This window comes from Pseudomonas sp. TE3728 (assembly GCF_056279145.1).
This window is the reverse complement of record NZ_JBWBQT010000001.1, coordinates 4749086-4770759: the sequence shown is the minus strand read 5'-3', so window position 1 is coordinate 4770759 and position 21674 is coordinate 4749086. Positions and strand designations below refer to the sequence as shown.

Genomic DNA, 21674 nt, shown 5'->3' with positions numbered 1-21674 from the left:
CTTAGCGACCGCGAACCGCTTGTTCCAGCTCAGCGAAGCTAGGACGGTGCGCCGGGTACAGAACCTTGCGACCGAATTCCACTGCCAGCGATGGCGGCATGCCGGAAGCCGAAGCCACCAGCGAGGCCTTGATGGCTTCGTAGACGTTCAGTTCTTCCTTGGCATCGTGGCCCAGAGCGTGGGCCAGCGGGCCAAAGAAACCATAGGCCGCGAGAATACCGAAGAAGGTACCTACCAGAGCTGCACCTACGTGCAAGCCAATCATTTTCTGGTCGCTTTCACCCAGCGAAGCCATGGTCACCACGATACCCAATACCGCCGCAACGATACCGAAACCCGGCATGGCATCGGCGATGCCGTTGACGGCGTGGGAGGGGTGATCCAGGTCTTCCTTGAGGCTGGTCAGTTCCATGTCGAACAAGCCTTCAAGCTCATGGGGAGCCATGTTGCCGGAGGACATGATTCGCAGGTAATCGCAGATGTACGCCGTCATGCGGTCATCTTTCAGGACTGCCGGGTACTTGGCGAAGATCGGGCTCGCAGCGGCATCTTCGATGTCGCCTTCGATTGCCATCATGCCTTCGCGACGGCTCTTGTTAAGAATCTCGTAAATCAGCCCCAACACTTCCAGGTAGAAGGTGTGGTTGAAACGCGAACTGAACATGCCCAAAGACTTCTTGAGCACGTGCATCGTCATATGACCGGGGTTGGCCTGCAGGAATGCACCAAGGGCCGCGCCACCGATAATCATCACCTCGAAAGGCTGAATGAGGGCGGCAATCTTGCCGTGGGAAAGCACGTATCCGCCGAGCACGCTCGCGAATACGACGATGATGCCGATAATTTTAGCCATAGGTAGGAGAGCACTTACTGAGTCGGGTTCAAGGTCATATTCGGAAGTTAAAAAATCTCTTCTTCTCCTTATCGGCAAAACTGCGCCAGACTATAGCCAGATAAGGCGAAAAGCCAATTTGGCCCACGCAGGGATAGGTAAAGCAGCGTCCAGACATGGCTAACGAAACGAACGTCCCAACGCCAAAACCGACCACGCTCGAAGGCTGGGTCAAGCTGCTCGATGGTGTGCGCCTGCCGGTTCCGCAAGCCAGTCACGACCGCGTCTGCACAGCCATCCGCGATAGCCGCAGCTCGCTGCGCGACATTGCCGAAATGATGCAGGACAGCCCGGCCCTGGCCTTGAGTGTGATTCGCGAAGCCAATCGCCACACTCATGGCAGCATGGCCACGCCTGCTGAAAATCTTGAAGTGGCAATCAATCGGCTCGGTTTGAAACGTACCGAAGAATTGCTCGAGCGCTTGCCCGCCGAACCCCAATCGCAGATCCCTGTTGCCCTACGCCAGCTTCAGTTGATCAGCCAGCACGCCACTCAACAGGCCAACGGTTTTTTTGCCAGTCGCCTGGCGCGGTTGTGGCAGGACATCCACTGGGGCAGCCTGCTGTTTCTTTCGCCACTGTGGCCCATGGCGTTGACCCATCCGCAGTTGCTTGAAGAGTGGGAACTGCGGGTCATTCATAAAGGCGAGTCGGCGCGCAACGTCGAAAAGCAGTTGTTCGGCGTGCGTCTGCTGGAAATCTGTCTGGCACTGGTGGATGTCTGGCGTTTGCCGATCTGGGTCCAGCAGGGTTATCGGCTGCTGCTCAATGAACAACGCGAACTGGTGAAAGTCCTGCGCATTGCACGGGACGATGATCACCCGCTACGCCAACAGAATCGTCTCGATGACGACCCGACGTTGCGGCGCTGGCTTAATCAGCCCGCCAACACCGTGCTGCTGGCCAATGGTCTGGCGTTGTCGGCACAACAGGCCTGGGACAGTCCGCACTGTGAACGCTGGCAGTACCTGACCAGCCTTTATCTGCAAATGCCGATGGATGAAGTGCAGCAACAGTTGCACCAACAGGCTGCCAACAGCGCCCGGCAACATGCCATGCCGGACCTCTGGCACCCGGCCGAAGCGTTGATCTGGCCGGCGGGCATGAACCGCGTTCACGCCGGCTTGCTGCCGGCCCCGGCGCCCACCGCCGAAGACCTGGCGAAGTGGCGTAAACAATGCGCCGAATTGCTGGTGGAGCCGAGCCGGTTTACCAATGCCATGCACTTGACCACATCGGCCCGAGATGCCCTGGTGGCGTGTGGCATGCGGCGAGTGATGATCCTGATGGCCGATCGCACACACGCCAATTTGCGTGTGCACCAGATTGCCGGGCTACCCAAAGAAGTGGCCGGCCTGAATCTGGCGGTCAGCCAGAGTGCTGTGCTGCAGCGGCTGCTCGCACAACAGGCTCAGGTGCGCCTGACGCCGGCCAACAATGCCCAATTCTCGGCCCTGTTGCCGGCCAGCCTGCGTTCGCAGTTCTGCGGTGAACACCTGCTGCTGCGCTCCCTGGTCAACAATGGTCGAGTGATCATGATCGTGGTGGCGGATCAGGGCGGCGGGCCGTTCTCGGAAATCACCGTGCAGGCGTTCGGCAAAACCGCGCAGTGCATTGAAAAAGCCCTGCACAGTTTTAGCCAGCGCTAGGGGCTGATGCCAGTCAGTTAAGTGAAGATCAAGACCTGTGGCGAGGGGGCTTGCCCCCGCTGGACTGCGAAGCAGTCCCAAAACCTGCAACCTCGTTCTACCCAGGCACACCGCATGCAGCGGATTTGCGACTGCTTCGCAGCCGAACGGGGGCAAGCCCCCTCGCCACAGATTCAGTTATTTCCTGCGCCGAAATAACTGATAACAGGCCCTCATGACGCTGCGCTACAATCCTCCCCTTTGTGCTCTGGAGACCTCACATGTCTGACTTCTCTGGCTTGGCGCTGGTGATCGAGCCGAGCGACCTGCTCCCGCGTCTCGACTCCCGCGAACTGATTCTGGTGGACCTGACCAGCAGCGCCCGCTATGCCGCAGGGCATATCCCCGGGGCACGCTTTGTCGATCCAAAACGCACTCAACTGGGTCAGGCGCCTGCGCCAGGCCTGCTGCCGACTCAAGCCGCGCTTGAAGCATTGTTCGGCGAACTGGGACACAACCCCGAGGCGGTCTATGTCGTCTATGACGACGAAGGCGGCGGTTGGGCCGGGCGCTTTATCTGGCTGCTGGATGTCATCGGCCACAGCAAGTATCACTATATCGATGGTGGCCTGAAGGCCTGGCTGGCGGAAGGCATGCCCATGTCGATCCAGATCCCGCCAGCGGTCGGTGGACCAGTCGCCCTGACGCTGCACGACGAACCCACCGCCACCCGCGAATACCTGCAAAGCCGTCTCGGTGCCGCTGACCTGGCGATCTGGGACGCACGCGGGCCGCAGGAATACTCCGGCGAGAAAGTGCTGGCGGCCAAGGGCGGGCACATTCCGGGCGCGGTCAATTTCGAATGGACAGCCGGCATGGATCAGGCACACAACCTGCGCATCCGCACCGACATGCCAGAAATCCTGAAACAACTCGGTATCACCAAAGACAAAGAAGTCATTACCCACTGCCAGACCCACCACCGTTCTGGCTTCACGTATCTAGTAGCCAAGTCGCTCGGTTATCCGCGAGTCAAAGGTTACGCCGGCTCTTGGGGCGAATGGGGCAACCATCCCGACACGCCCGTAGAGATTTAAGTTTTTCAAGGACAGTTAATGAATAAGCGTTTGTTTATCCTCAGCCAATACCTGCTGCCCCATCACTTGCTCTCGCGACTGGCCGGCTGCATTGCCGAATGCCGCGTGCGCTGGTTCAAGAACGCCTTAACCGCCTGGTTCGCCAAGCGTTATCAAGTGGACATGTCCCAGGCACTGGTCGAAGACCTGACGGCTTACGAGCACTTCAATGCATTCTTCACCCGCGCCTTGAAAGACGGCGCTCGCCCGCTGGACGAAACCCCAGGCGCGATCCTCAGCCCGGCCGATGGCGCCGTCAGCCAGCTTGGCCCGATCGAACACGGTCGCGTTTTCCAGGCCAAGGGTCACAGCTTCAGCGTGCTGGAACTGCTGGGGGGTGACGCGGCCAACGCAGCGCCATTCATGGGCGGTGATTTCGCCACCATTTACCTGTCGCCCAAGGATTACCACCGCGTGCACATGCCGCTGGCCGGCACTCTGCGCGAGATGGTCTACATCCCTGGCCGCATCTTCTCGGTCAACCAGACCACCGCTGAAAACGTACCTGAACTGTTCGCGCGCAACGAGCGTGTGGCGTGCATTTTCGACACCGAACGTGGCCCGATGGCCGTGGTGCTGGTGGGCGCGATGATTGTGGCGTCGATCGAAACTGTCTGGGCCGGGCTGATCACGCCGCCAAAACGCGAACTGAAAACCTTCCGTTACGATGAAGCCGCCCGTGCGCCGATCCATCTGGAAAAAGGCGCGGAGCTGGGTCGCTTCAAACTCGGCTCTACGGCTGTCGTGCTGTTCGGGCCGGATCAAGTGAAATGGGCTGAAGGACTGGGCGCTCTTTCGCCAGTTCAGATGGGCCAGGGCATCGGCTTGCCAAGCGCCTGATCCCGGGCCCGCCGCCCCGAATTTCTTCCGGGCGGCACATCCCCCTGTAGGAGCTGCCGAAGGCTGCGATCTTTTGATCTTGATCTACGGCGCGCTCTGAAAAAAGATCGCAGCCTTCGGCAGCTCCTACGAAGGCAAGCGTGACGCAAATATCGCGATACTCCCTCCGCGTTCATAGCTGCTACAGTCAAGTCATTCACTGCCCATTTCCCGGTCGGAGTTTGTCTACGGCATGAATGAGACCAATCCTGTCCTGCTGCTACGCGCACCGATCCCGACGCAGTCGCGTCTGTCTTTCTGCGAAGCCACGCCTCGCGACCTCAAGCGCTGGATCGCCAACCTGCCCAAAGCCAACATCGGCGAAACCGCTCGCCAGTTGTATCAAGGCTTGAGCGAACTTAATCAACTGCTCACACCCAGCGATAATCGCCTGCAATTGCTCGAATTGCTGCGGCCCGAGGTGTATTACGTCTGCAAGCATCTGGAGCGGCATTTCCTGCATCAGGCCATTGTGCTCGACGAGCGCTCGCGCAAGATCGCCAACCTTTGCCAGGCGCTGCAGAGCCACTTGGCGATCGGCTACAAGCAAATCGTCATTCGCGTCACGCCGCGCTTCACTAAGGATCGCGCGCCGCTGCTGACCCAGGCTTTGCAGCGGGCAATCCATTGCCTGAACGGCGCATTGATCCGCGCCACTGAACTCTATTGCCCGGTGCCCGAAAACCTGTGGCTGGAACTGCATCAGCTGTATCGGATTGGCTGTCAGTTCCAACTGCAAAATCTGAGTGTGCGCGATGAACTGGCCAGCCAGACGCAAAAGCTGAGCATCGAGCAAACCTATGTCGTCGCCCTTCTGCTGGGTGCTTCACGCTGCAATCAGCTGCGCCAGAACCAGATCGCCCGGCTCGCCGAGGTGCTCGAACCCTGGAGCCAGTGGATCAAGCTGCAACCGGCCAAACCGGACAACGGGCTGTTTGCCATCGCCCCGGATCTCGACACCGGGCCGCGCTACCGCTCCAAATTCCTCGCCGAACAACAGGAGCGTTTGCTGGGGATCGACCCGCAACCCTTGGTCATGGCCATCGAAAACCATCTGCAGCAGTCGGCCGACAAGGTATCGCCGTTGCCCATGCCGGTGGGGCTGAATCTGGATACGCTGCAACACCTGCATGCCGCCTGGGGCCAGGCCGCCGAGCGCAGTTTCCAGCGCACTGTCGGCCACGGCACGTTGACCCTGTGCGTGGGTATGAGCGCTTTGCACTTTTATCTTGGCGGGCAACGCTCGTTCAACGACATCCTGAAAAAACCCGGCGCCCGCCCCGCGCAGTTCTCGGCGACCGACCCGACAGCTCGCGCCAAAGACCAATGGCGCCACGCCTTCGACGCCGCCCCTCATGGCACGGCAGACACGCTGCTGCCCTACGAAGAGATCGAATACCCGCACCTTCAAAACGATGACAGCCACGAGGCATCCGACCGCCAGCAGCATTTCCCGACTTATGTGCTGCCAGTGATCAATCACAGTCCTGGCGGCTATTGCCTGGCCTGGCCCGGCGCGGTGCCCGCCGAGCTACAGGCTGGCGAAATGGTCGGTATCGAGGATGCCGCCGGTCAAGGCTGGAGCATTGCAGTGGTGCGCTGGATCCGCCAGGTACGGGGCGGCGGCACGCAGATGGGTATCGAGCAAGTCGCACCTTGCGCCGAACCCTGCGGCCTGCAACTGATGCGTGCCCACGACGAGCATAGTCAGTACTTGCGCGGGCTGTTGCTGCCCGCCATCAGCGCCATCGACCTGCCGGCCACCCTGCTCACGCCGCGCCTGCCGTTCCAGGAAGGCAATAAGGTGTTGATCAATACCAACGGCGAGGAACGCCGGGCCGGGCTGGAGCGTCGGGTGGCGAGCACCAACAGCTTCAATCAGTTTGCCTACCGTTCGCTTGAGACAGCCAGAAACGAAAACGCCGCGGGGAGCGGCGTGGTCGGGGTAGCGGAAGAATTTGATTCGTTGTGGAAGTCGCTGTAACGGGGAGCCCAAAAGCAAAAGATCGCAGCCTTCGGCAGCTCCTACTGGTGTCCACATACCCATGTAGGAGCTGCCGAAGGCTGCGATCTTTTGATCTTTTTAGAGCTGCCCGTCGCGATCCCGGAAGCCCAGCAGATACAGCACGCCATCCAGCCCAAGGGTGGAAATCGCCTGCTTCGCTGATTGCTTGACCAGCGGTTTGGCACGGAACGCTACACCCAGCCCGGCAATCGCCAGCATCGGCAGGTCGTTGGCACCGTCACCCACGGCAATCGTCTGCTCCAGACGCAAACCTTCCTTATGCGCCAGCTCACGCAGCAGATCCGCCTTGCGTTGCGCATCGACAATCGGCTCGACCGCCACGCCAGTAACTTTGCCATCGACCACAGCCAGTTCGTTGGCGAACACATAGTCGATGCCCAGCTTGGCCTGCAGTTGCTTGGCGAAGTAGGTGAAGCCGCCCGACAGAATCGCCGTCTTGTAGCCCAGACGCTTGAGTTCGGCGAACAGGGTTTCGGCGCCTTCGGTCAGGCGCAGCGAGGCACCGATGGAGTCCAGCACGCTGACGTCCAGACCTTGCAGCAAGGCCAGGCGCTCTTTGAAGCTGGCGCGAAAGTCCAGCTCGCCGGCCATCGCCCGCTCGGTAATCGCAGACACCTGGTCGCCCACACCGGCGGCCTTGGCCAGTTCGTCGATGACTTCGGCTTCGATCAGCGTCGAGTCCATGTCGAAGACCGCCAGACGGCGGTTACGGCGGAACAGCGAATCTTCCTGGAAGGCGATGTCGACGTTCAATTCTTGAGCAACGCTGAGGAATTCGGCCCGCAGCGCTTGCGGATCCGCAGCCTCGCCGCGCACGGAAAACTCGATGCAGCCCTTGCCCTTGTCGGCCGGAGTGTCCAGCGGCATGCGCCCGGACAGGCGATCGATATGATCGATGTTCAGTCCATATTTGGCGGTGATCGAGCTTACGCGCTGCAATTGCTCGGCGGTCACTTTGCGGGTCAGCAGGGTGACAATGTGGCGTTTCTTGCCCTGATTGCCGACCCACTGCTGGTAATCCTCTTCGGACACCGGCGTGAAACGCACCTGTTGCTCAAGCTCATAGCCTTTGAACAGGATGTCCTTGAGCACCGAGTTACCTTGTTCGGTATCGGGAATTTCAACCAGGATGCCAAACGACAGGGTGTCGTGGATCACCGCCTGACCAATGTCGAGAATGTTCACACCACCCTGGGCCAGAACGCCGGTAATGGCCGCAGTCAGACCCGGACGGTCGACTCCCGTGATGTTTATCAGGACGATTTCGCGCAAGGCGCACCCCCGCAGGTGGAAAAAAACCGCATTCTACCCATTTTCAGTGACCATCGGGCACCGCGAGCGCTTTGACGGCCTAGGGCCTGTCGCTATACTGCGCGTCAACTTCACGGACAAAGAGCCGAGCTCAAGTGAACCGGCCCACGCCAGTAAAAACCGATAACTTCTTTCTGCTGATCTTCCGGGCACTGCGTCATCGCCGTGTACCGATCGCATTGCGCATTGCCAGCCATAACGTGATCCTGGTCGCTCTGGCCCTGGTGATCTATGCCTGTGTGATGGGTTTGCAGTTCAAGCAGGCCATGCACGAGCAGGCGGATGCCCTGGGCGAAAGCCTGACCACCCAGACCGCGACCTCGGCCACGGAACTGTTGGTGTCCAATGACATCCTCAGCCTGAACGTGCTGCTCAACAACCTGACCAAGAACAAACTGGTGGCCCACGCCGCCATCTACAGTGTGGATAACCGCATCCTCGCCGAAGCCGGTCAGCGCCCCAAGCATAGCCTGCTGGGCGAAGCCGAGGGCATGTACCAGAGCAAGATCACCTTTCAGGACGTGACCGCCGGGCAACTGCGCATCAGCCTGGACATGGACCAGTTTCAGCAGCCGATGACCATCAGCCTGCAAAGCATGGGCATTCTGAGTGCGATTCTGCTGGCGCTGTCCCTGGCCTTGAGTCTGCGCCTGGGGCGCAATCTCTCCACACCGCTGATGCAACTGCGAGTGTGGCTGCGCAATATCGACGAATACACCCCGGCCACCGAGCGCCAGGATGAAGTTGGCGACCTCGCTCGCCAGCTGCACGCCAACTTCGCGCCGGAGCCTGCCGAGCCCGAGCCCGTGCCAGAACCTGAGTTCGACGACAGCGATTACGACGACGAAACCGATCCGGCCTTCGAAGTGCGCAACCTGCGCGATCCGAGTTTCGACGAAACCAGGCCTGTCGCCGGCCTCAAGCCTGCGCCGCGGCGCATTGTCAGCACCGTCGAAGACGATGATGACGAAGATCCGTTTGCCGACCTGCGTGATGACTCGACAGACAGCGCACCGAAACCAGTCGTAAAGCCGCAGGTATCGAATCTGCCGCAGCACAGCGCAGTACTGGCCGTGCAGCTGGGTGCGCAAGATCAATTGCGCCGCCTGCCCCGCGCACGCCTGGAAGAGCTGCTGAAGCGCTATCGCGATTGCCTCGATCAGGCTGCGTCGCTTTACCAGAGTGAGCTGCACACATTGAATGATGGCAGCACGCTGATGCTGTTCCACACCGAAGACAGCGGCGACGATTACCTGACCAACGCCATCTGCTGCGGTGAGTTGCTGCGCGCCTTGGGTCATCAGTTGCAGATCGAAGTCGCCGACAGCGGCATCACCCTGCAATTGCAGCTGGGTCTGACGCTGGGTGACGAGTTGTTCGGCATGAGCCAGATCGACTTGCTGCTGACTGAAACCGCTCAGGATGCACTGGCCCTGTCGCAACACAGCCGCAACCTGCTGCTGGTTGAACGCAAGATCAGTGACGACGCGCTGATTCGCCAGCGTGCGCGGATCCGCCCGATCGCCAGCCCTGAAGGTGCATGTTGCGTAGAGCGTTTGATGGAGCCTTATCCGTCGATGCTGGAACGGCAACTGGCACGGATGCACGAGCGCCGGGCGTAAACGCTAGCCCCCCGCTATAAAGAAGCCCGCAGATGAGTGATTGTCTACGGGCTTTTTGGTGACCGTCTGAAAAGATCGCAGCCTTCGGCAGCTCCTACAAACGCATGCACCTGCAAGGCCGCGGTCTACACGGTCCCTGTAGGAGCTGCCGAAGGCTGCGATCTTTTGATCTGGGCTTTTTGTTGCCTGTCCCGACGCCTTCGCGGGCAAGCCCGCTCCCACATTGACCTCTGCGAATAAAAAACCTGTGTACGACAGAAATCCCTGTGGGAGCGGGCTTGCTCGCGAAGAGGCCATCAGAAGCACTGAAGATTTCATTCCGCAGAAACAACAAAGCCCGCATCAATGGCGGGCTTTGCTTTGGATCAATCCAGGCTTAGAACCTGAACACTTCCATATCCGTGCGAATCGGCGAAGCCATCGGGATTTTCGGCTGCTTCTCCGGTTCTGCTGCCGGTGTCACAGGTTTGGCAGCTGGCTTGCGAGGTGCTTCGGCGATCGGCGGCTGGTTCGCCAGTGGCTTGAGCGCCGTCGACAGCTGCTCGGCCAGACGCTGCAGCAACACACCCTGAGCCTGAACCTGAGCCGCAGTCCCGCCGGTGTGCTGTTCCTGCAGATGAATGATGCGGTTATCACGCACCTGACCACGACGGTCAATCAGCCGCCATTGGGCATCAAGGATCGCCGGTTGCGATGCACCCGAGTCCAGACGCGTGATCGTCAGCAGCACCTGAACATCCGGCGTGAAGCCTAATGTCGCCGGTGCCAGGACAACGCGCTGGCTGTCCAGATGGCCGGCGACCTGACGCAGCAACAGCTGATCGATGTCGGAAGACAGGCTACCCGCCCAACGACCATCAGCCGAAGCTTGCAGGCTGCCATCGGGCTGACGCTGCAACAAGGTTTCGCGTTGCAGGTAGTCGGCAACCGTTACCGGGCCCAGCAATACCGCCATGCCAGCGCTTTGCGCAGGCTGAGCCGGACTTCCGCTGTCCAGCTGATACAGCGACACCGGTTGGTGAACGCTGCAACCCGCCAGGCCAAGTACGCCGGCGAGCATCAAAATAAAAGGAAGGCGCAGAGCAGTCATCGTCCCATCCAGGTGGCTGCCACAAGGCTAACCACAGTGAAAATACTCAAAAAATATGAAGAACGCTCGGCTACGCCGGCGCTTGAAAGGCCATATCATCCGTGAATATGCGTTCCGACTCCAGCGGCAAAGCGTCGATCTACGCTTTAAATCGTAGATCGAGCGCTCTAGGACGCTTAATTGAGGTTTTCGACGAACAGCGCATCAACCCTCTGAAAGCCACGTGGCAGTTTGTTACCGCGACGTCCACGCTCACCTTTGTAGTGTTCGAGGTCGTCCGCCTTCAGTGACAAGGTACGTTTTCCGGCCTGCAGCACCAAAGTGGCACCCTCCGGCAAAACGGCAATGTCCGTGACATATTCTTCGCGACTGGCAACACGTTCACCGGAAATTCCGATGATCTTATTCCCTTTACCTTTACCTAATTGTGGCAGATCGCTGATTTTGAAAATCAGCAGGCGACCTTCGGTGGTCACCGAGGCCAGCCAGTTGTGCTCACGATCGGCTACCGGGCGCGGCAGAATCACTTTGGCGTTGTTCGGCAAACTCAGCAGGGCCTTGCCCGCCTTGTTCTTGGCCTGCAGGTCTTCACCCTTGACCACGAATCCGTAACCGGCGTCGGAGGCGATCACGTACAGCGAATCGTCTTCAGGCATCAGCACGCATTCGAAACTCGCCCCTGGCGGAGGCGTCAGGCGGCCGGTCAGCGGCTCGCCCTGGCCACGGGCCGAGGGCAGCGTGTGTGCAGCCACCGAATAGCTGCGACCAGTGGAGTCGATAAACACTGCAAACTGGTTGGAGCGACCGGGCGCTAAGGCCTTGAAACCATCCCCGGCCTTGTAGGAAAGCCCGGTGGCGTCGATTTCGTGCCCCTTGGCAGAGCGAACCCAACCTTTTTCCGACAGAACTACGGTCACTTTCTCGTTCGGCAGCAGATCGTGCTCGGTCAAGGCCTTGGCTTCTGCACGCTCGACGATTGGCGAGCGACGGTCGTCGCCATACGTTTCGGCGTCCTTGATCAGCTCGGTGCGTACCAGCTTTTTCAGCTTGGCTTCGCTGCCCAGCAGGGCTTGCAGCTTGGCCTGTTCCTTGAGCAGTTCATCCTGCTCGGCACGCAGCTTCATTTCTTCCAGTCGCGCCAACTGACGCAAACGGGTGTCGAGGATGTAATCGGCCTGGATTTCGCTCAGGGCGAAACGCTCGATCAGTGCGGCTTTCGGGTGTTCCTCGGTGCGGATGATGTGAATCACTTCATCCAGATTGAGGTAAGCGATCAACAAACCGTCCAACAGGTGCAGGCGACGCTCAACCTTGTCCAGGCGGAATTGCAGACGACGACGCACGGTCTGCACCCGGAACTCCAGCCACTCGACCAGCAAGGCCCGCAGGTTTTTCAACTGCGGCTTGCCGTCCAGACCGATGATGTTGATGTTGACCCGATAGCTCGACTCCAGCTCGGTGCTGGCGAACAGGTGCTGCATCAGCGCGTCGTGATCGAAGTTTTTGCGTGCACCCGGAATAATCACGATCCGGCATGGGTTTTCGTGGTCGGACTCGTCGCGCAGGTCAGCGATCTGCGGAGCCTTGGAGGGCTTGGCCTGCATCATGCCCGCGATCTGTTCCAGCACCTTGGCACCGGACACCTGGTGCGGCAGCGCGGTGACGATGATATCGCCGTCTTCAATGTGGTACACGGCGCGCATGCGCACCGAGCCCTTGCCGGTTTCGTAGATTTTCAGCAGGTCGGTGCGCGGCGTGATGATTTCCGCTTCGGTCGGGTAATCCGGGCCCTGGATGTGTTCGCAGAGCTGCTCGACCGTGGCTTTAGGCTCATCGAGCAAGCGCACGCAAGCGGTCGCGACTTCGCGCAGGTTATGCGGCGGTACGTCGGTGGCCATGCCCACGGCGATACCGGTGGTACCGTTGAGCAGGATGTTCGGCAAACGGGCCGGTAACACCAAAGGTTCTTCCAGCGTGCCGTCGAAGTTCGGCCCCCAGTTCGCGGTGCCCTGGCCCAGTTCGCTGAGCAGCACTTCGGAATAACGCGACAGCCGCGCTTCGGTGTACCGCATCGCGGCGAAGGACTTCGGATCGTCCGGCGCACCCCAGTTACCCTGGCCGTCAACCAGCGTGTAGCGGTAGCTGAACGGCTGGGCCATCAGGACCATGGCTTCGTAGCACGCCGAGTCGCCGTGCGGGTGGAACTTACCGAGCACGTCACCGACGGTACGCGCCGACTTCTTGTGTTTGGAATCGGCGTCCAGCCCCAACTCGCTCATCGCATAGATGATGCGCCGCTGTACCGGTTTCAGGCCGTCGCCGATATGCGGCAAGGCACGGTCCATGATCACGTACATGGAGTAGTTGAGGTAGGCATTTTCGGTGAAGTCAGCCAGTGACCGGCGTTCTACACCGTCCAGGCTGAGATCAAGGGAGTCGCTCATGCGGGCCTCATCGGTTCGTTGTCTGGCGCAGCAGCATGGTGCCACCGCGCTGGGTAAATTCAAGTTTGTTCAGTGCGCTCATACCAAGCAGCACCTGATTGCCGTGCAAACCGGGCGCCACCAGCGCGCGAACGTCACGCAGCACGATGTCGCCCAATTGCAGGCGGTCGAGCCGGGTTCGATAACCCTCGCTCAAGCCATTGGCCGTGCTCAGGGTCACCCCGAAGCCTTTTTCCAGTTTCAGTCGCTCGGCCATTTCGGCCGGGATCGACACATCGGTCGCGCCGGTGTCGAGCATGAAATCCACCGGCTGGCCGTTGATCTGGCCAGTGGCGACAAAATGCCCCTGACTGTTACTGATCAGCTTCACTTCGATAAAACCTTCGCCCTGTTCGGAGCTGACCACCCCATTCGGGTTTTGCTGGCGCTCTTCCCATTGACCGAAAAACCGTGTTGCCAGAAACAACGCCGCGCACCAGGCCAGTACCATCAATACTCGACCGGCGCGTTTGCCTGGCGGTTGTTGACTCATGGCTTGGCACTCCAGCCACCTTCAGGCGCGGCAAAGCGCCAGACAATCGGGCGTTTCTCGCCGTCGACGCGCGCACCATTATTGTTGTCGATACCGACCCAGGCGCCATCGGCGTCCACGATCAACGCTTCCGCCAGCCCGAAGGGCTGTGGATAACGACGGTTTTCCTGCAAGGCCTCGGTGGCAAACGACCAGCAGCGCTCCACCTTGGCTGTCGCTGCATCACGGCGGCAAACCTGAAAGACGTTGCGCTCAAGGGTAAACAGCTTGCCGTCGAACAATGACAGATCGGCAAGATCCCGGGAGCGCGTTCTGGCCTTGGGAAACTGCGCTGGTTGCATCTCCACCCCGGCTTCACTCAGCAGCACACACCCCCCCTTGCAGTCCCAGACCGTTTGCTGGCGCTTGATCATCAGCAAACCGCGGCGCTCACGTTCGGCGGCCAGCCACAGCGTGTCACCGGCCGGATTGATCGCCAGCCCTTCGAACAATGCATTGAAGTGCAGCAGCATGCCGCTGGCCCGTGCTTCGCGTACCAGCATCGGCGAGATTTTCAGCCAGGACGCAGGCCCGATTGGCGGAACTTGCAGCACCGCGGCGTGCGCTTCGCTGACGATGTAACGATTGCCGGCGCTGTCGCAGGTGATACCTTCGAAATCCAGGTTCCCGCCCCGCACGAACGATGCCACCCAAGTCCGTGAACGCAAGCCCCAAGGCAAACCGCTATCGGGCGCCACGGGTACGTCGATGCGCACGGTTTCGGCTTGCCAGGTGTTGTTGCGGGTGTCGAGGCGATAGATTTGATCATCGTCCCGATCCGAAACAGTCCACAGGTCCTTGCCGCACTGGGCCAGCCCCGACAGATTGCCGCCGCGCATGCCGTCGACGGCATGCTCGGATAACAGGCGCAGCTCGGGCGCAGGCTCCGCCGAAACCGTTACCGAGGTCAGCAGCAACGCACACGCCAGGGCCCAGCCAAATCGCATCAGCCCAGAACCTCGGCCAGGTTGCCCTTGGACTCCAGCCAGGACTTGCGATCACCAGCGCGTTTTTTCGCCAGCAGCATGTCCATCATTTCCGAGGTCGCGTCGAAATCTTCCAGCGTCAACTGCACCAGACGCCGAGTGTTCGGGTCCATGGTGGTTTCGCGCAACTGCGGCGGGTTCATTTCACCCAGACCTTTGAATCGGGTGACCTGTGGTTTGCCGCGTTTCTTCTCGGCTACCAGGCGATCGAGGATGCCATCGCGCTCGGCCTCGTCCAGGGCATAGTAAATTTCTTTGCCCAGGTCAATACGGTACAGCGGCGGCATGGCGACGTAGACGTGACCGGCATCCACCAGCGGACGGAAATGCTGGACGAACAAGGCACACAGCAATGTGGCGATGTGCAGACCGTCGGAGTCGGCGTCGGCGAGGATGCAGATCTTGCCGTAACGCAGCTGGGCGATGTCCGCCGAGCCCGGATCGACACCGATGGCCACGGCGATGTTGTGCACTTCCTGGCTGGCCAGCACTTCACCGCCGTCGACTTCCCAGGTGTTCAGAATCTTGCCGCGCAACGGCAGGATCGCCTGAAATTCTTTGTCCCGCGCCTGCTTGGCCGAACCGCCGGCGGAATCACCTTCCACCAGGAACAGCTCGGAGCGCATCGGGTCCTGCCCGGCGCAGTCAGCGAGTTTGCCCGGCAGTGCCGGCCCTTGGGTAATGCGTTTACGCTCGACCTTCTTGCTGGCCTTCAGACGACGGCCGGCGTTGTTGATCGCCAGTTCCGCCAGCAGCATGCCGGTTTCCGGGTTGGCGTTGAGCCACAGGCTGAAGGCATCCTTGACCACACCGGAAACAAAGGCCGCCGCTTCACGGGATGACAGGCGCTCCTTGGTCTGACCGGAGAATTGCGGTTCCTGCATCTTCATCGACAAGACGAACGCGATACGCTCCCAGACGTCTTCCGGCGCCAGCTTCACGCCACGCGGCAATAGGCTGCGGAACTCACAGAACTCGCGCATCGCATCGAGCAAGCCCTGACGCAGACCGTTGACGTGCGTACCGCCCTGGGCTGTCGGGATCAGGTTGACGTAGCTTTCCTGAACGCTGTCGCCGCCCTCGGGCAACCACAGCAACGCCCAATCGACCGCTTCTTTGTTACCGGCCAGGCTGCCGCAGAACGGCTCGTCCGGCAGGCGTTCGAATTCGCTGACCGCGTCCACCAGATAGGAGCGCAGGCCGTCTTCGTAATGCCATTCGACTTTCTCGCCGGTGGCCTTGTCTTCAAAACTGACCAGCAGCCCCGGACACAGAACGGCTTTGGCCTTGAGCACGTGTTTGAGGCGGCTGATGGAGAATTTCGGTGAATCGAAATACTTCGGGTCCGGCGCAAAGAACACGCTGGTGCCGGTATTGCGCTTGCCGACGGTGCCGACCACTTCCAGCTCGGTCTTTTTGTAACCGTCGGCGAAAGTCATCTGGTATTCGTTGCCGTCGCGTTTTACACGCACCCGGACTTCGGTCGACAAGGCGTTGACCACAGAAATACCCACCCCGTGCAGACCGCCGGAGAACTGGTAGTTCTTGTTGGAAAACTTGCCGCCCGCATGAAGCTTGGTGAGGATCAGCTCGACACCCGACACACCCTCTTCAGGGTGAATGTCCACCGGCATGCCACGGCCGTCATCGCTGACTTCCAGGGAGTGATCGGCATGCAGGATGACCTGTACCGATGTCGCATGCCCGGCCAAGGCTTCGTCGACGCTGTTGTCGATGACTTCCTGGGCGAGGTGGTTCGGCCGACTGGTGTCGGTGTACATGCCGGGGCGTTTGCGCACCGGGTCGAGGCCCGAGAGGACTTCGATGGCGTCTGCGTTATAAGAGCTAGCGCTGGGAGTGGCCATGGGGTCTCGTCGTCCGCCTGTAAAAAGTGTTCTGTGAAAAAGAGGCGACGACTCACAGTGCAGTGAAATCAATCGCCTGATACAAATCTGCGCCGATGCCGGCGAAACTCAGCATTGCCGGCAATTGCTCGGCAAAACCCTGGAAACTATGGTCGCCGCCCGCCTGGATGCGCAAGGCGCAGGCCCGGTAATACTGCTGGGCGAGGCGATAATCCAGCGTTTCGTCGCCGGTCTGCAACCATACTTGAAACCGCTGCGGATCCTTGGGCGCCGGCACTTCCAGCTCGGCCAGGGCCGTTATGTGGTCGTGGGTCAATTCCCAAGTCTCATCGGTGTACAGATTTTTCTGCGTTCCCAGGAACCCGTCGAACATCCGGTGTGGGCTGACGGCAGGGTTGATCAACAGGGCTTTCAAGCCATGGCGCTCGGCCAAGTGAGTCGCATAGTAGCCGCCGAGTGAGCTGCCGACCAGCAGTGGCCGCCCCAGCTCGGCAATCGCCTGCTCCAGCTGACCGATGGCCTCGCGGGGATGGTGATGCAAGGCCGGCACACGCAACTGATCGCTCAAGCCCAGCCGTTCCATCACATTAATCAACTGACAGGCCTTTTTCGACGCCGGCGCGCTGTTGAAACCGTGGATATAAAGGATCGAACCGGACATTTGAGCTCCCTGTGCGTCGGGTAAAGAGGCGCAGTTTACAGGGTGTCGGGAAAATCGGGGATATGCGTGGAAATCAGGTTGCCTGAGCGAACACCATCGCGGGCAAGCCCGCTCCCACAAGGATCTTAGGCGCTCACAAATCCCCTGTGGGAGCGGGCTTGCCCGCGATGGCCGCGCCTCGGTCTTTGGAAATGACAAATAAATCAGTAGCCGTTAGAGCCGTAATCGATTTGAAAATCGAAACCGGTGACACGCTCAACGCCTGTTTCGAGCTGGCCATCCGGCAACAACCGCAACCATCGATACCCCGGCGCCTGCTCGCTCACCTTGAAATCATCACTGCCCGGCTCGAACTGAATGCAGGTCGAGGGTGATGCGATCAGGCGCACACCGTTGCGCACCTGGTCAATTTCCTGATGCACATGCCCCCACAACACCGCTCGCACCTGTGGAAAGCGATCCAGCACCGCAAACAACGCTTCTGGATTGCGCAAGCCAATGGGCTCCATCCAGGCACACCCGATCGATACCGGATGATGATGGAAACACACCAGATGATGCCGCTCCGGTGCCTCACTCAACGAGCGAGCGAGTAACTGCAATTGCTCATCCTGCAAATACCCCGGCACCGACCCTGGCACCGCCGAATCGAGCAACGTGACCCGCCAGTTGCCGATGTCCACCACCGGCTCCAGCAGCGCACTTTGCACCGCTGCTTCGGCCATGATCTGCGGCTCGTCATGATTACCGGGAATCCAGCGGGCCGGCGCATCGATCTGCCGGGTCAGGTCACGAAACAGCTGATACGACTCCAGTGTCCCGTCCTGGGAAAGATCGCCGCTGGCAATCATCAGATCAATCTGCGGCTGCTGCTTCAATACCAGCTCAATGACCTGTTGCAGGCTGTCGCGGGTATTCATGCCCAGCAATGTCCCGTTCGCCTCGGCAAACAGATGGCTGTCGGAGAGTTGCACCAGCAACGCCGGATCGGCGGTAGTCAATGTGGATACGCTCGGCAAGGCGTTCTCCCAAGGCGTGATCACGGGATGGGTAAGTGCCGCAATTATGCTGGGGGACGATCAAAAGAGGAAATCTGTGAACCGGACGCAGTTCACAACTACACAGGGCTCTTAGCGCACAACGGCGTACTCGTGACCGCAAGCCAGGCAATGGCTCAGCCATTCCCCCAGGAACAGATTGAGCTGAGCCTTTTCATCCGGCTGATGCATTGCGGCGTTCGGGTAAGGATAGATGCCCCGGAAGCGTCGTGCATGTTCAGCGCTGACCACTTCGGCCATGCACGCGTCGTGATACACCTGAACTTCCAGTTGAGGCACCGGCAGCCACGGCAGGCTGTGTTCCTGGCGTATTTGCAGGGTCGTGGTGTACGGACAGACCTGCAGCACTTCGAGGGCCAGCACGCCCAGCATCTGGTCGCCATGGGTGACGGCGATGCGCCGCGCCTCCGGTTCGCTACGCATATCCGGTAGCAGTCGCATCAGGCGCGCGTAGTTGGCCTCGCAGGAGGCTTGCAGCCCCACGAGGTCGATCCGGTAGCGATCGCGCAGCTTGTTTACGACCATAACCCCCTCACTTCAACGCGGTTCAAAGCCAGCCATTGCAAGGCAATGATGCTTGGCGCGTTGGCAATACGTCCGTCGCGTACGGCTTGCAGGGCATCTTCGAACGCCCAGACCGTGACGCGAATATCTTCTGCCTCTTCCTCCAGCCCATGCAGGCCGCCAACCCCGGTTGTCTCGCAACGCCCCAGGTACAAATGCACAAATTCGTTACTGCCGCCCGGCGATGGAAAATATTTGGTCATCGGCCAGAGCGCCCCGAATACAAGCCCAGCTTCCTCCTGCGCTTCGCGGTGAGCAACTTCTTCCGGTACTTCATCCTTGTCGATCAGACCGGCGACCAGTTCGATCAGCCACGGGTTATCGATCTTGCCCATGGCGCCGACGCGAAACTGCTCGATCAACACCACTTCATCGCGCTGCGGATCGTAAGGCAGCACGCACACCGCATCATGGCGAACAAACAGTTCACGATTGATCTCGCGACTCATGCCACCGGCGAACAATTCGTGACGCAAGTGCACGCGGTCGAGCTTGTAGAAACCCTCGTAGCACTTTTCGCGCCGAACGATATCAACGGCGGTCGGAATGGCGTTGGCAAAATCAGTCATGACAATCCTCGTTTACTACAAATCCGTTACGAGGCTCCTTTTTGTTACTTGCAACCTCGACTTCGCGCCATCCTAACGCGCCCGCGATGTTTGATGCAGCCCCTTTCCAGTCAGCGGGATAGACGGTGAGGGCGAAACCAACTCTAATTAGCTTAGTGGCGAACTGACTGCTTCGTTGAGAGTCGAAGCGGGTAACTTTTCGCCTTTCCCTGTTTTATGAAGGACGCCCATGTCGCTTTTTAAAATCGCCTCCGTGGCCGCCATCGCCCTGACCCTGGGCGCCTGCCAGAGTTTGTTCCAGCCCAACTATCGGGCGCCGCTGGAAACTACCCGCGACGCATCGGAACAGTTGAAACCAGGCTGTGCCAACCCTGAATGCCCGTTGGTGAATATCGATACGCTGCGTTTCCCCGATGAGCCTGCACTTGACGGCATCATCGAAAAACGCCTGTTGCAAATGACCCGCACCTCACCCGAAGCCCCCGTAGCGCCAACGCTGGCGGCGTATCGCGAGCAGTTCTTGAGCAGTGCCGGGCCGCGCTACAGCAGTTACCTGCAAGCCAAGGTACGTGAGCAGCATGACGGCTTGGTGATCGTTGAATTATCCAGCTACCTGGACACCGGCGGAGCCCATGGCACGCCGGGCCGCGGTTTTATCAACTATTCACGTCAACAGCATAAAGTGCTGACCCTCTCGGACATGTTGATCCCGGGACAGGAAGAGGCGTTCTGGAAAGCCGCCCAAGTGGCGCACAACAGCTGGCTGATCAGCACCAAGCTCGATCAGGAACCGGAGTTCGTGAAGAGCTGGCCCTTCGTGAAAACCCAGAATGTGGCGCTGACCTACGGCGGGGTGATCCTCAAGTACGAAGTGAGTACCCTTGCGCCTTACGCATTGGGCCACGTCGAACTGAAGATCCCCTACCCGCGCCTGAACGGTATTCTCAAGCCTGAACTGTTTCCCGGCCGTAGCTGAAGGCCCGACCGAGCAGCAGTTGCAGCAACCCTGCCAGTACCAGCGACGGCAGGGTTGCGCCGATGTCCGGATAGAGATTGGCCAGCAGATGATAGGTGCTCACCCCGCCCAACCAGGCGAGCAATGCTGGCCAGCGCAATGCAGCTGACACTACGTGAGCGCTGCGCCTGCGCAGGATGAAATGATCCACCAGCACCACGCCGAACAGCGGCGCAAACACCGAACCGATCAACAACAGGAAGTTCTGGTACTGGGCCAATGGCGCCAGGCAGGCGATCAGCGTGCAGATGACGCCGATGGCCAAGGCCAGATGCTCGACTTTCAAGCGCAACAGAATCCCGCTGGATACCGCCGCCGAGTGAATATCGGCAAAGGCATTTTCCGACTCATCCAGCAAAATCAGCAGCAATGGAATCCCCAGGCCTGCACCGGCCAATGCCAGCAGCAAGGCATTCACTTCGCCGCTCGGCGCGAACGCCAGGGTGTAGGCCACGCCCAGGCTCATCAGCCAGAAGTTACCGATAAAGAAGCCCAGCGCCGTACCGCCGAAGACGTTTTTCGCACGCTTGCCGAACCGCGAATAATCGGCAATCAGCGGCAGCCAGGACAGCGGCATGGCGATCGCAATGTCAAAGCCCACGGCGAACGGCATCGAACCATCACCGGCCTGCGCCCACAACGCCGCAAGGTCGGCTTTGGCGAACAGGTTCCAGGTCAGCCAGATACACGCGGCCAGCAGCAGCCAGATACCCCACTTGCGCAAGATCTTGCGCACGAAGGTCAGTGGCCCGCTGACGGCCAGCAAAGTCGCCAAACCACCGAAGAAAACTGTCCAAAGCAGCGCACTCGACAACAGGCTGCCTTCGCTGAATGCGCGGGCGCCGAGCAGGCTGGCAGCGTCGCGCATCACGATGATTTCGAACGAACCCCAACCGATCAGTTGCAGCAGGTTCAACACCGCCGGAAGACTCGCGCCATGACGGCCCAAGCTGAGTTTGAGTGCCGCCATCGACGACAGGCCGGTGTCGCTGCCGATCACACCGACGGCGGCCAGCAACAGAACGCCGACCAGCGTGCCGAGAAAAATCGCCAGCAACGAGCCAGACAGGCCCAGACCCGGTGCGAGCAAAGCGCCGGTCTGCAACACCATCAGGCCGATGCCAAGGGAGAACCACAGGGAACACAGATCACGGCCGCCGAAGACACGTTTGTCGATCGGCACCGCGGTATCCGGGGAGTAGGTGCTGGGTTGGATGCTCAAGGGGTGTTATCTCAGAGGGACATTTGTTGTTTTTGGGATCGCTATCGCCAGCAGGCTGGCTCCCACAGGGGACTTGTGAACACCACAAATCCAGTGTGGGAGCCAGCCTGCTGGCGATGAGGCCCTTTCAGGCCC

18 protein-coding genes are annotated in these 21674 nt (G+C 59.9%); 6 read left to right on the top strand and 12 right to left on the bottom strand.

Going from position 1 to position 21674, the window contains the following annotated elements; genetic code table 11:
- Position 1: 1 nt before the first annotated feature.
- A complete protein-coding gene (gene motA / locus ACZ89R_RS20850; protein WP_008009851.1) occupies positions 2-853 on the bottom strand; it encodes a flagellar motor stator protein MotA in 852 nt (283 codons plus the stop codon).
- A 155-nt stretch (positions 854-1008) separates the two neighbouring features.
- Here motA and ACZ89R_RS20845 point away from each other — a divergent pair, with 155 nt between their 5' ends.
- The 4 genes from ACZ89R_RS20845 to ACZ89R_RS20830 all read left to right on the top strand — a co-directional run bounded on the left by ACZ89R_RS20845 (position 1009) and on the right by ACZ89R_RS20830 (position 6519).
- Positions 1009-2541 (top strand): HDOD domain-containing protein, encoded by a 1533-nt coding sequence (locus ACZ89R_RS20845; RefSeq protein ID WP_429544723.1) that lies wholly within the window; start codon positions 1009-1011, stop codon positions 2539-2541.
- Between the two features lie 260 nt (positions 2542-2801).
- Positions 2802-3617, top strand: a complete 816-nt coding sequence (locus ACZ89R_RS20840; RefSeq protein WP_429544724.1) for a rhodanese-like domain-containing protein — start codon at positions 2802-2804, stop codon at positions 3615-3617.
- A gap of 18 nt (positions 3618-3635) precedes the next feature.
- Positions 3636-4496 (top strand): archaetidylserine decarboxylase, encoded by an 861-nt coding sequence (gene asd / locus ACZ89R_RS20835; RefSeq protein ID WP_427625110.1) that lies wholly within the window; start codon positions 3636-3638, stop codon positions 4494-4496.
- A gap of 232 nt (positions 4497-4728) precedes the next feature.
- Complete coding sequence (locus tag ACZ89R_RS20830; protein WP_429544725.1) at positions 4729-6519, top strand: molecular chaperone; 1791 nt, start codon at positions 4729-4731, stop codon at positions 6517-6519.
- A gap of 99 nt (positions 6520-6618) precedes the next feature.
- Here the strand turns inward: ACZ89R_RS20830 and serB are convergent, their stop codons facing one another.
- On the bottom strand, positions 6619-7833 hold the full coding sequence (serB, locus tag ACZ89R_RS20825) for a phosphoserine phosphatase SerB (protein ID WP_123500121.1): 1215 nt from the start codon (positions 7831-7833) through the stop codon (positions 6619-6621).
- A gap of 134 nt (positions 7834-7967) precedes the next feature.
- Here serB and ACZ89R_RS20820 point away from each other — a divergent pair, with 134 nt between their 5' ends.
- The gene (locus ACZ89R_RS20820) at positions 7968-9494 is read left to right on the top strand and encodes an AhpA/YtjB family protein (protein WP_429544726.1); all 1527 of its coding nucleotides are present in this window, start codon (positions 7968-7970) and stop codon (positions 9492-9494) included.
- Positions 9495-9870: 376 nt separating this feature from the next.
- Here the strand turns inward: ACZ89R_RS20820 and ACZ89R_RS20815 are convergent, their stop codons facing one another.
- The 9 genes from ACZ89R_RS20815 to ACZ89R_RS20775 all read right to left on the bottom strand — a co-directional run bounded on the left by ACZ89R_RS20815 (position 9871) and on the right by ACZ89R_RS20775 (position 19302).
- Positions 9871-10584 (bottom strand): PqiC family protein, encoded by a 714-nt coding sequence (locus ACZ89R_RS20815; RefSeq protein ID WP_008074671.1) that lies wholly within the window; start codon positions 10582-10584, stop codon positions 9871-9873.
- Positions 10585-10760: 176 nt separating this feature from the next.
- On the bottom strand, positions 10761-13028 hold the full coding sequence (parC, locus tag ACZ89R_RS20810; protein WP_429544727.1) for a DNA topoisomerase IV subunit A: 2268 nt from the start codon (positions 13026-13028) through the stop codon (positions 10761-10763).
- 7 nt (positions 13029-13035) lie between these two features.
- Positions 13036-13560: a retropepsin-like aspartic protease family protein gene (locus ACZ89R_RS20805; RefSeq protein WP_429544728.1), complete on the bottom strand. Its 525-nt coding sequence runs from the start codon at positions 13558-13560 to the stop codon at positions 13036-13038.
- Positions 13557-14546 carry an esterase-like activity of phytase family protein gene (locus ACZ89R_RS20800; protein ID WP_429544729.1) on the bottom strand — a complete coding sequence of 330 codons (990 nt, stop codon included), beginning with the start codon at positions 14544-14546 and terminating at the stop codon, positions 13557-13559. The genes ACZ89R_RS20805 and ACZ89R_RS20800 overlap by 4 nt, the downstream gene beginning before the upstream one ends.
- A complete protein-coding gene (parE, locus tag ACZ89R_RS20795; RefSeq protein WP_123500112.1) occupies positions 14546-16450 on the bottom strand; it encodes a DNA topoisomerase IV subunit B in 1905 nt (634 codons plus the stop codon). The genes ACZ89R_RS20800 and parE overlap by 1 nt, the downstream gene beginning before the upstream one ends.
- A 52-nt stretch (positions 16451-16502) precedes the next feature.
- Complete coding sequence (locus ACZ89R_RS20790) at positions 16503-17111, bottom strand: YqiA/YcfP family alpha/beta fold hydrolase (RefSeq protein ID WP_123500110.1); 609 nt, start codon at positions 17109-17111, stop codon at positions 16503-16505.
- Between the two features lie 203 nt (positions 17112-17314).
- Positions 17315-18130, bottom strand: coding sequence for a 3',5'-cyclic-AMP phosphodiesterase (gene cpdA / locus ACZ89R_RS20785; protein ID WP_123500108.1), 816 nt, complete (start codon positions 18128-18130; stop codon positions 17315-17317).
- Between the two features lie 111 nt (positions 18131-18241).
- Positions 18242-18694: a DUF1249 domain-containing protein gene (locus ACZ89R_RS20780; protein ID WP_123500106.1), complete on the bottom strand. Its 453-nt coding sequence runs from the start codon at positions 18692-18694 to the stop codon at positions 18242-18244.
- The gene (locus ACZ89R_RS20775) at positions 18685-19302 is read right to left on the bottom strand and encodes an NUDIX domain-containing protein (RefSeq protein WP_123500105.1); all 618 of its coding nucleotides are present in this window, start codon (positions 19300-19302) and stop codon (positions 18685-18687) included. Before ACZ89R_RS20775 ends, ACZ89R_RS20780 begins: the two co-directional genes overlap by 10 nt.
- Before the next feature lie 229 nt (positions 19303-19531).
- Here ACZ89R_RS20775 and ACZ89R_RS20770 point away from each other — a divergent pair, with 229 nt between their 5' ends.
- Entirely contained in the window at positions 19532-20278 is a 747-nt protein-coding gene (locus ACZ89R_RS20770; RefSeq protein WP_123500103.1) for an RsiV family protein, read from the top strand.
- Here the strand turns inward: ACZ89R_RS20770 and cytX are convergent.
- Positions 20247-21539: a putative hydroxymethylpyrimidine transporter CytX gene (gene cytX / locus ACZ89R_RS20765; protein WP_123500101.1), complete on the bottom strand. Its 1293-nt coding sequence runs from the start codon at positions 21537-21539 to the stop codon at positions 20247-20249. The two genes, ACZ89R_RS20770 and cytX, sit on opposite strands and share 32 nt — an antisense overlap.
- Between the last annotated feature and the right edge of the window lie 135 nt (positions 21540-21674).

Coding starts and splice junctions, on each gene's coding strand:
- asd (WP_427625110.1), top strand. CDS start 3,636: ATGAATAAGCGTTTGTTTATCCTCAGCCAATACCTGCTGCCCCATCAC.
- ACZ89R_RS20845 (WP_429544723.1), top strand. CDS start 1,009: ATGGCTAACGAAACGAACGTCCCAACGCCAAAACCGACCACGCTCGAA.
- ACZ89R_RS20805 (WP_429544728.1), bottom strand. CDS start 13,560: ATGAGTCAACAACCGCCAGGCAAACGCGCCGGTCGAGTATTGATGGTA.
- ACZ89R_RS20790 (WP_123500110.1), bottom strand. CDS start 17,111: ATGTCCGGTTCGATCCTTTATATCCACGGTTTCAACAGCGCGCCGGCG.
- parE (WP_123500112.1), bottom strand. CDS start 16,450: ATGGCCACTCCCAGCGCTAGCTCTTATAACGCAGACGCCATCGAAGTC.
- ACZ89R_RS20800 (WP_429544729.1), bottom strand. CDS start 14,546: ATGCGATTTGGCTGGGCCCTGGCGTGTGCGTTGCTGCTGACCTCGGTA.
- ACZ89R_RS20815 (WP_008074671.1), bottom strand. CDS start 10,584: ATGACTGCTCTGCGCCTTCCTTTTATTTTGATGCTCGCCGGCGTACTT.
- ACZ89R_RS20775 (WP_123500105.1), bottom strand. CDS start 19,302: ATGACTGATTTTGCCAACGCCATTCCGACCGCCGTTGATATCGTTCGG.
- ACZ89R_RS20770 (WP_123500103.1), top strand. CDS start 19,532: ATGTCGCTTTTTAAAATCGCCTCCGTGGCCGCCATCGCCCTGACCCTG.
- ACZ89R_RS20780 (WP_123500106.1), bottom strand. CDS start 18,694: ATGGTCGTAAACAAGCTGCGCGATCGCTACCGGATCGACCTCGTGGGG.
- ACZ89R_RS20830 (WP_429544725.1), top strand. CDS start 4,729: ATGAATGAGACCAATCCTGTCCTGCTGCTACGCGCACCGATCCCGACG.
- motA (WP_008009851.1), bottom strand. CDS start 853: ATGGCTAAAATTATCGGCATCATCGTCGTATTCGCGAGCGTGCTCGGC.
- parC (WP_429544727.1), bottom strand. CDS start 13,028: ATGAGCGACTCCCTTGATCTCAGCCTGGACGGTGTAGAACGCCGGTCA.
- ACZ89R_RS20840 (WP_429544724.1), top strand. CDS start 2,802: ATGTCTGACTTCTCTGGCTTGGCGCTGGTGATCGAGCCGAGCGACCTG.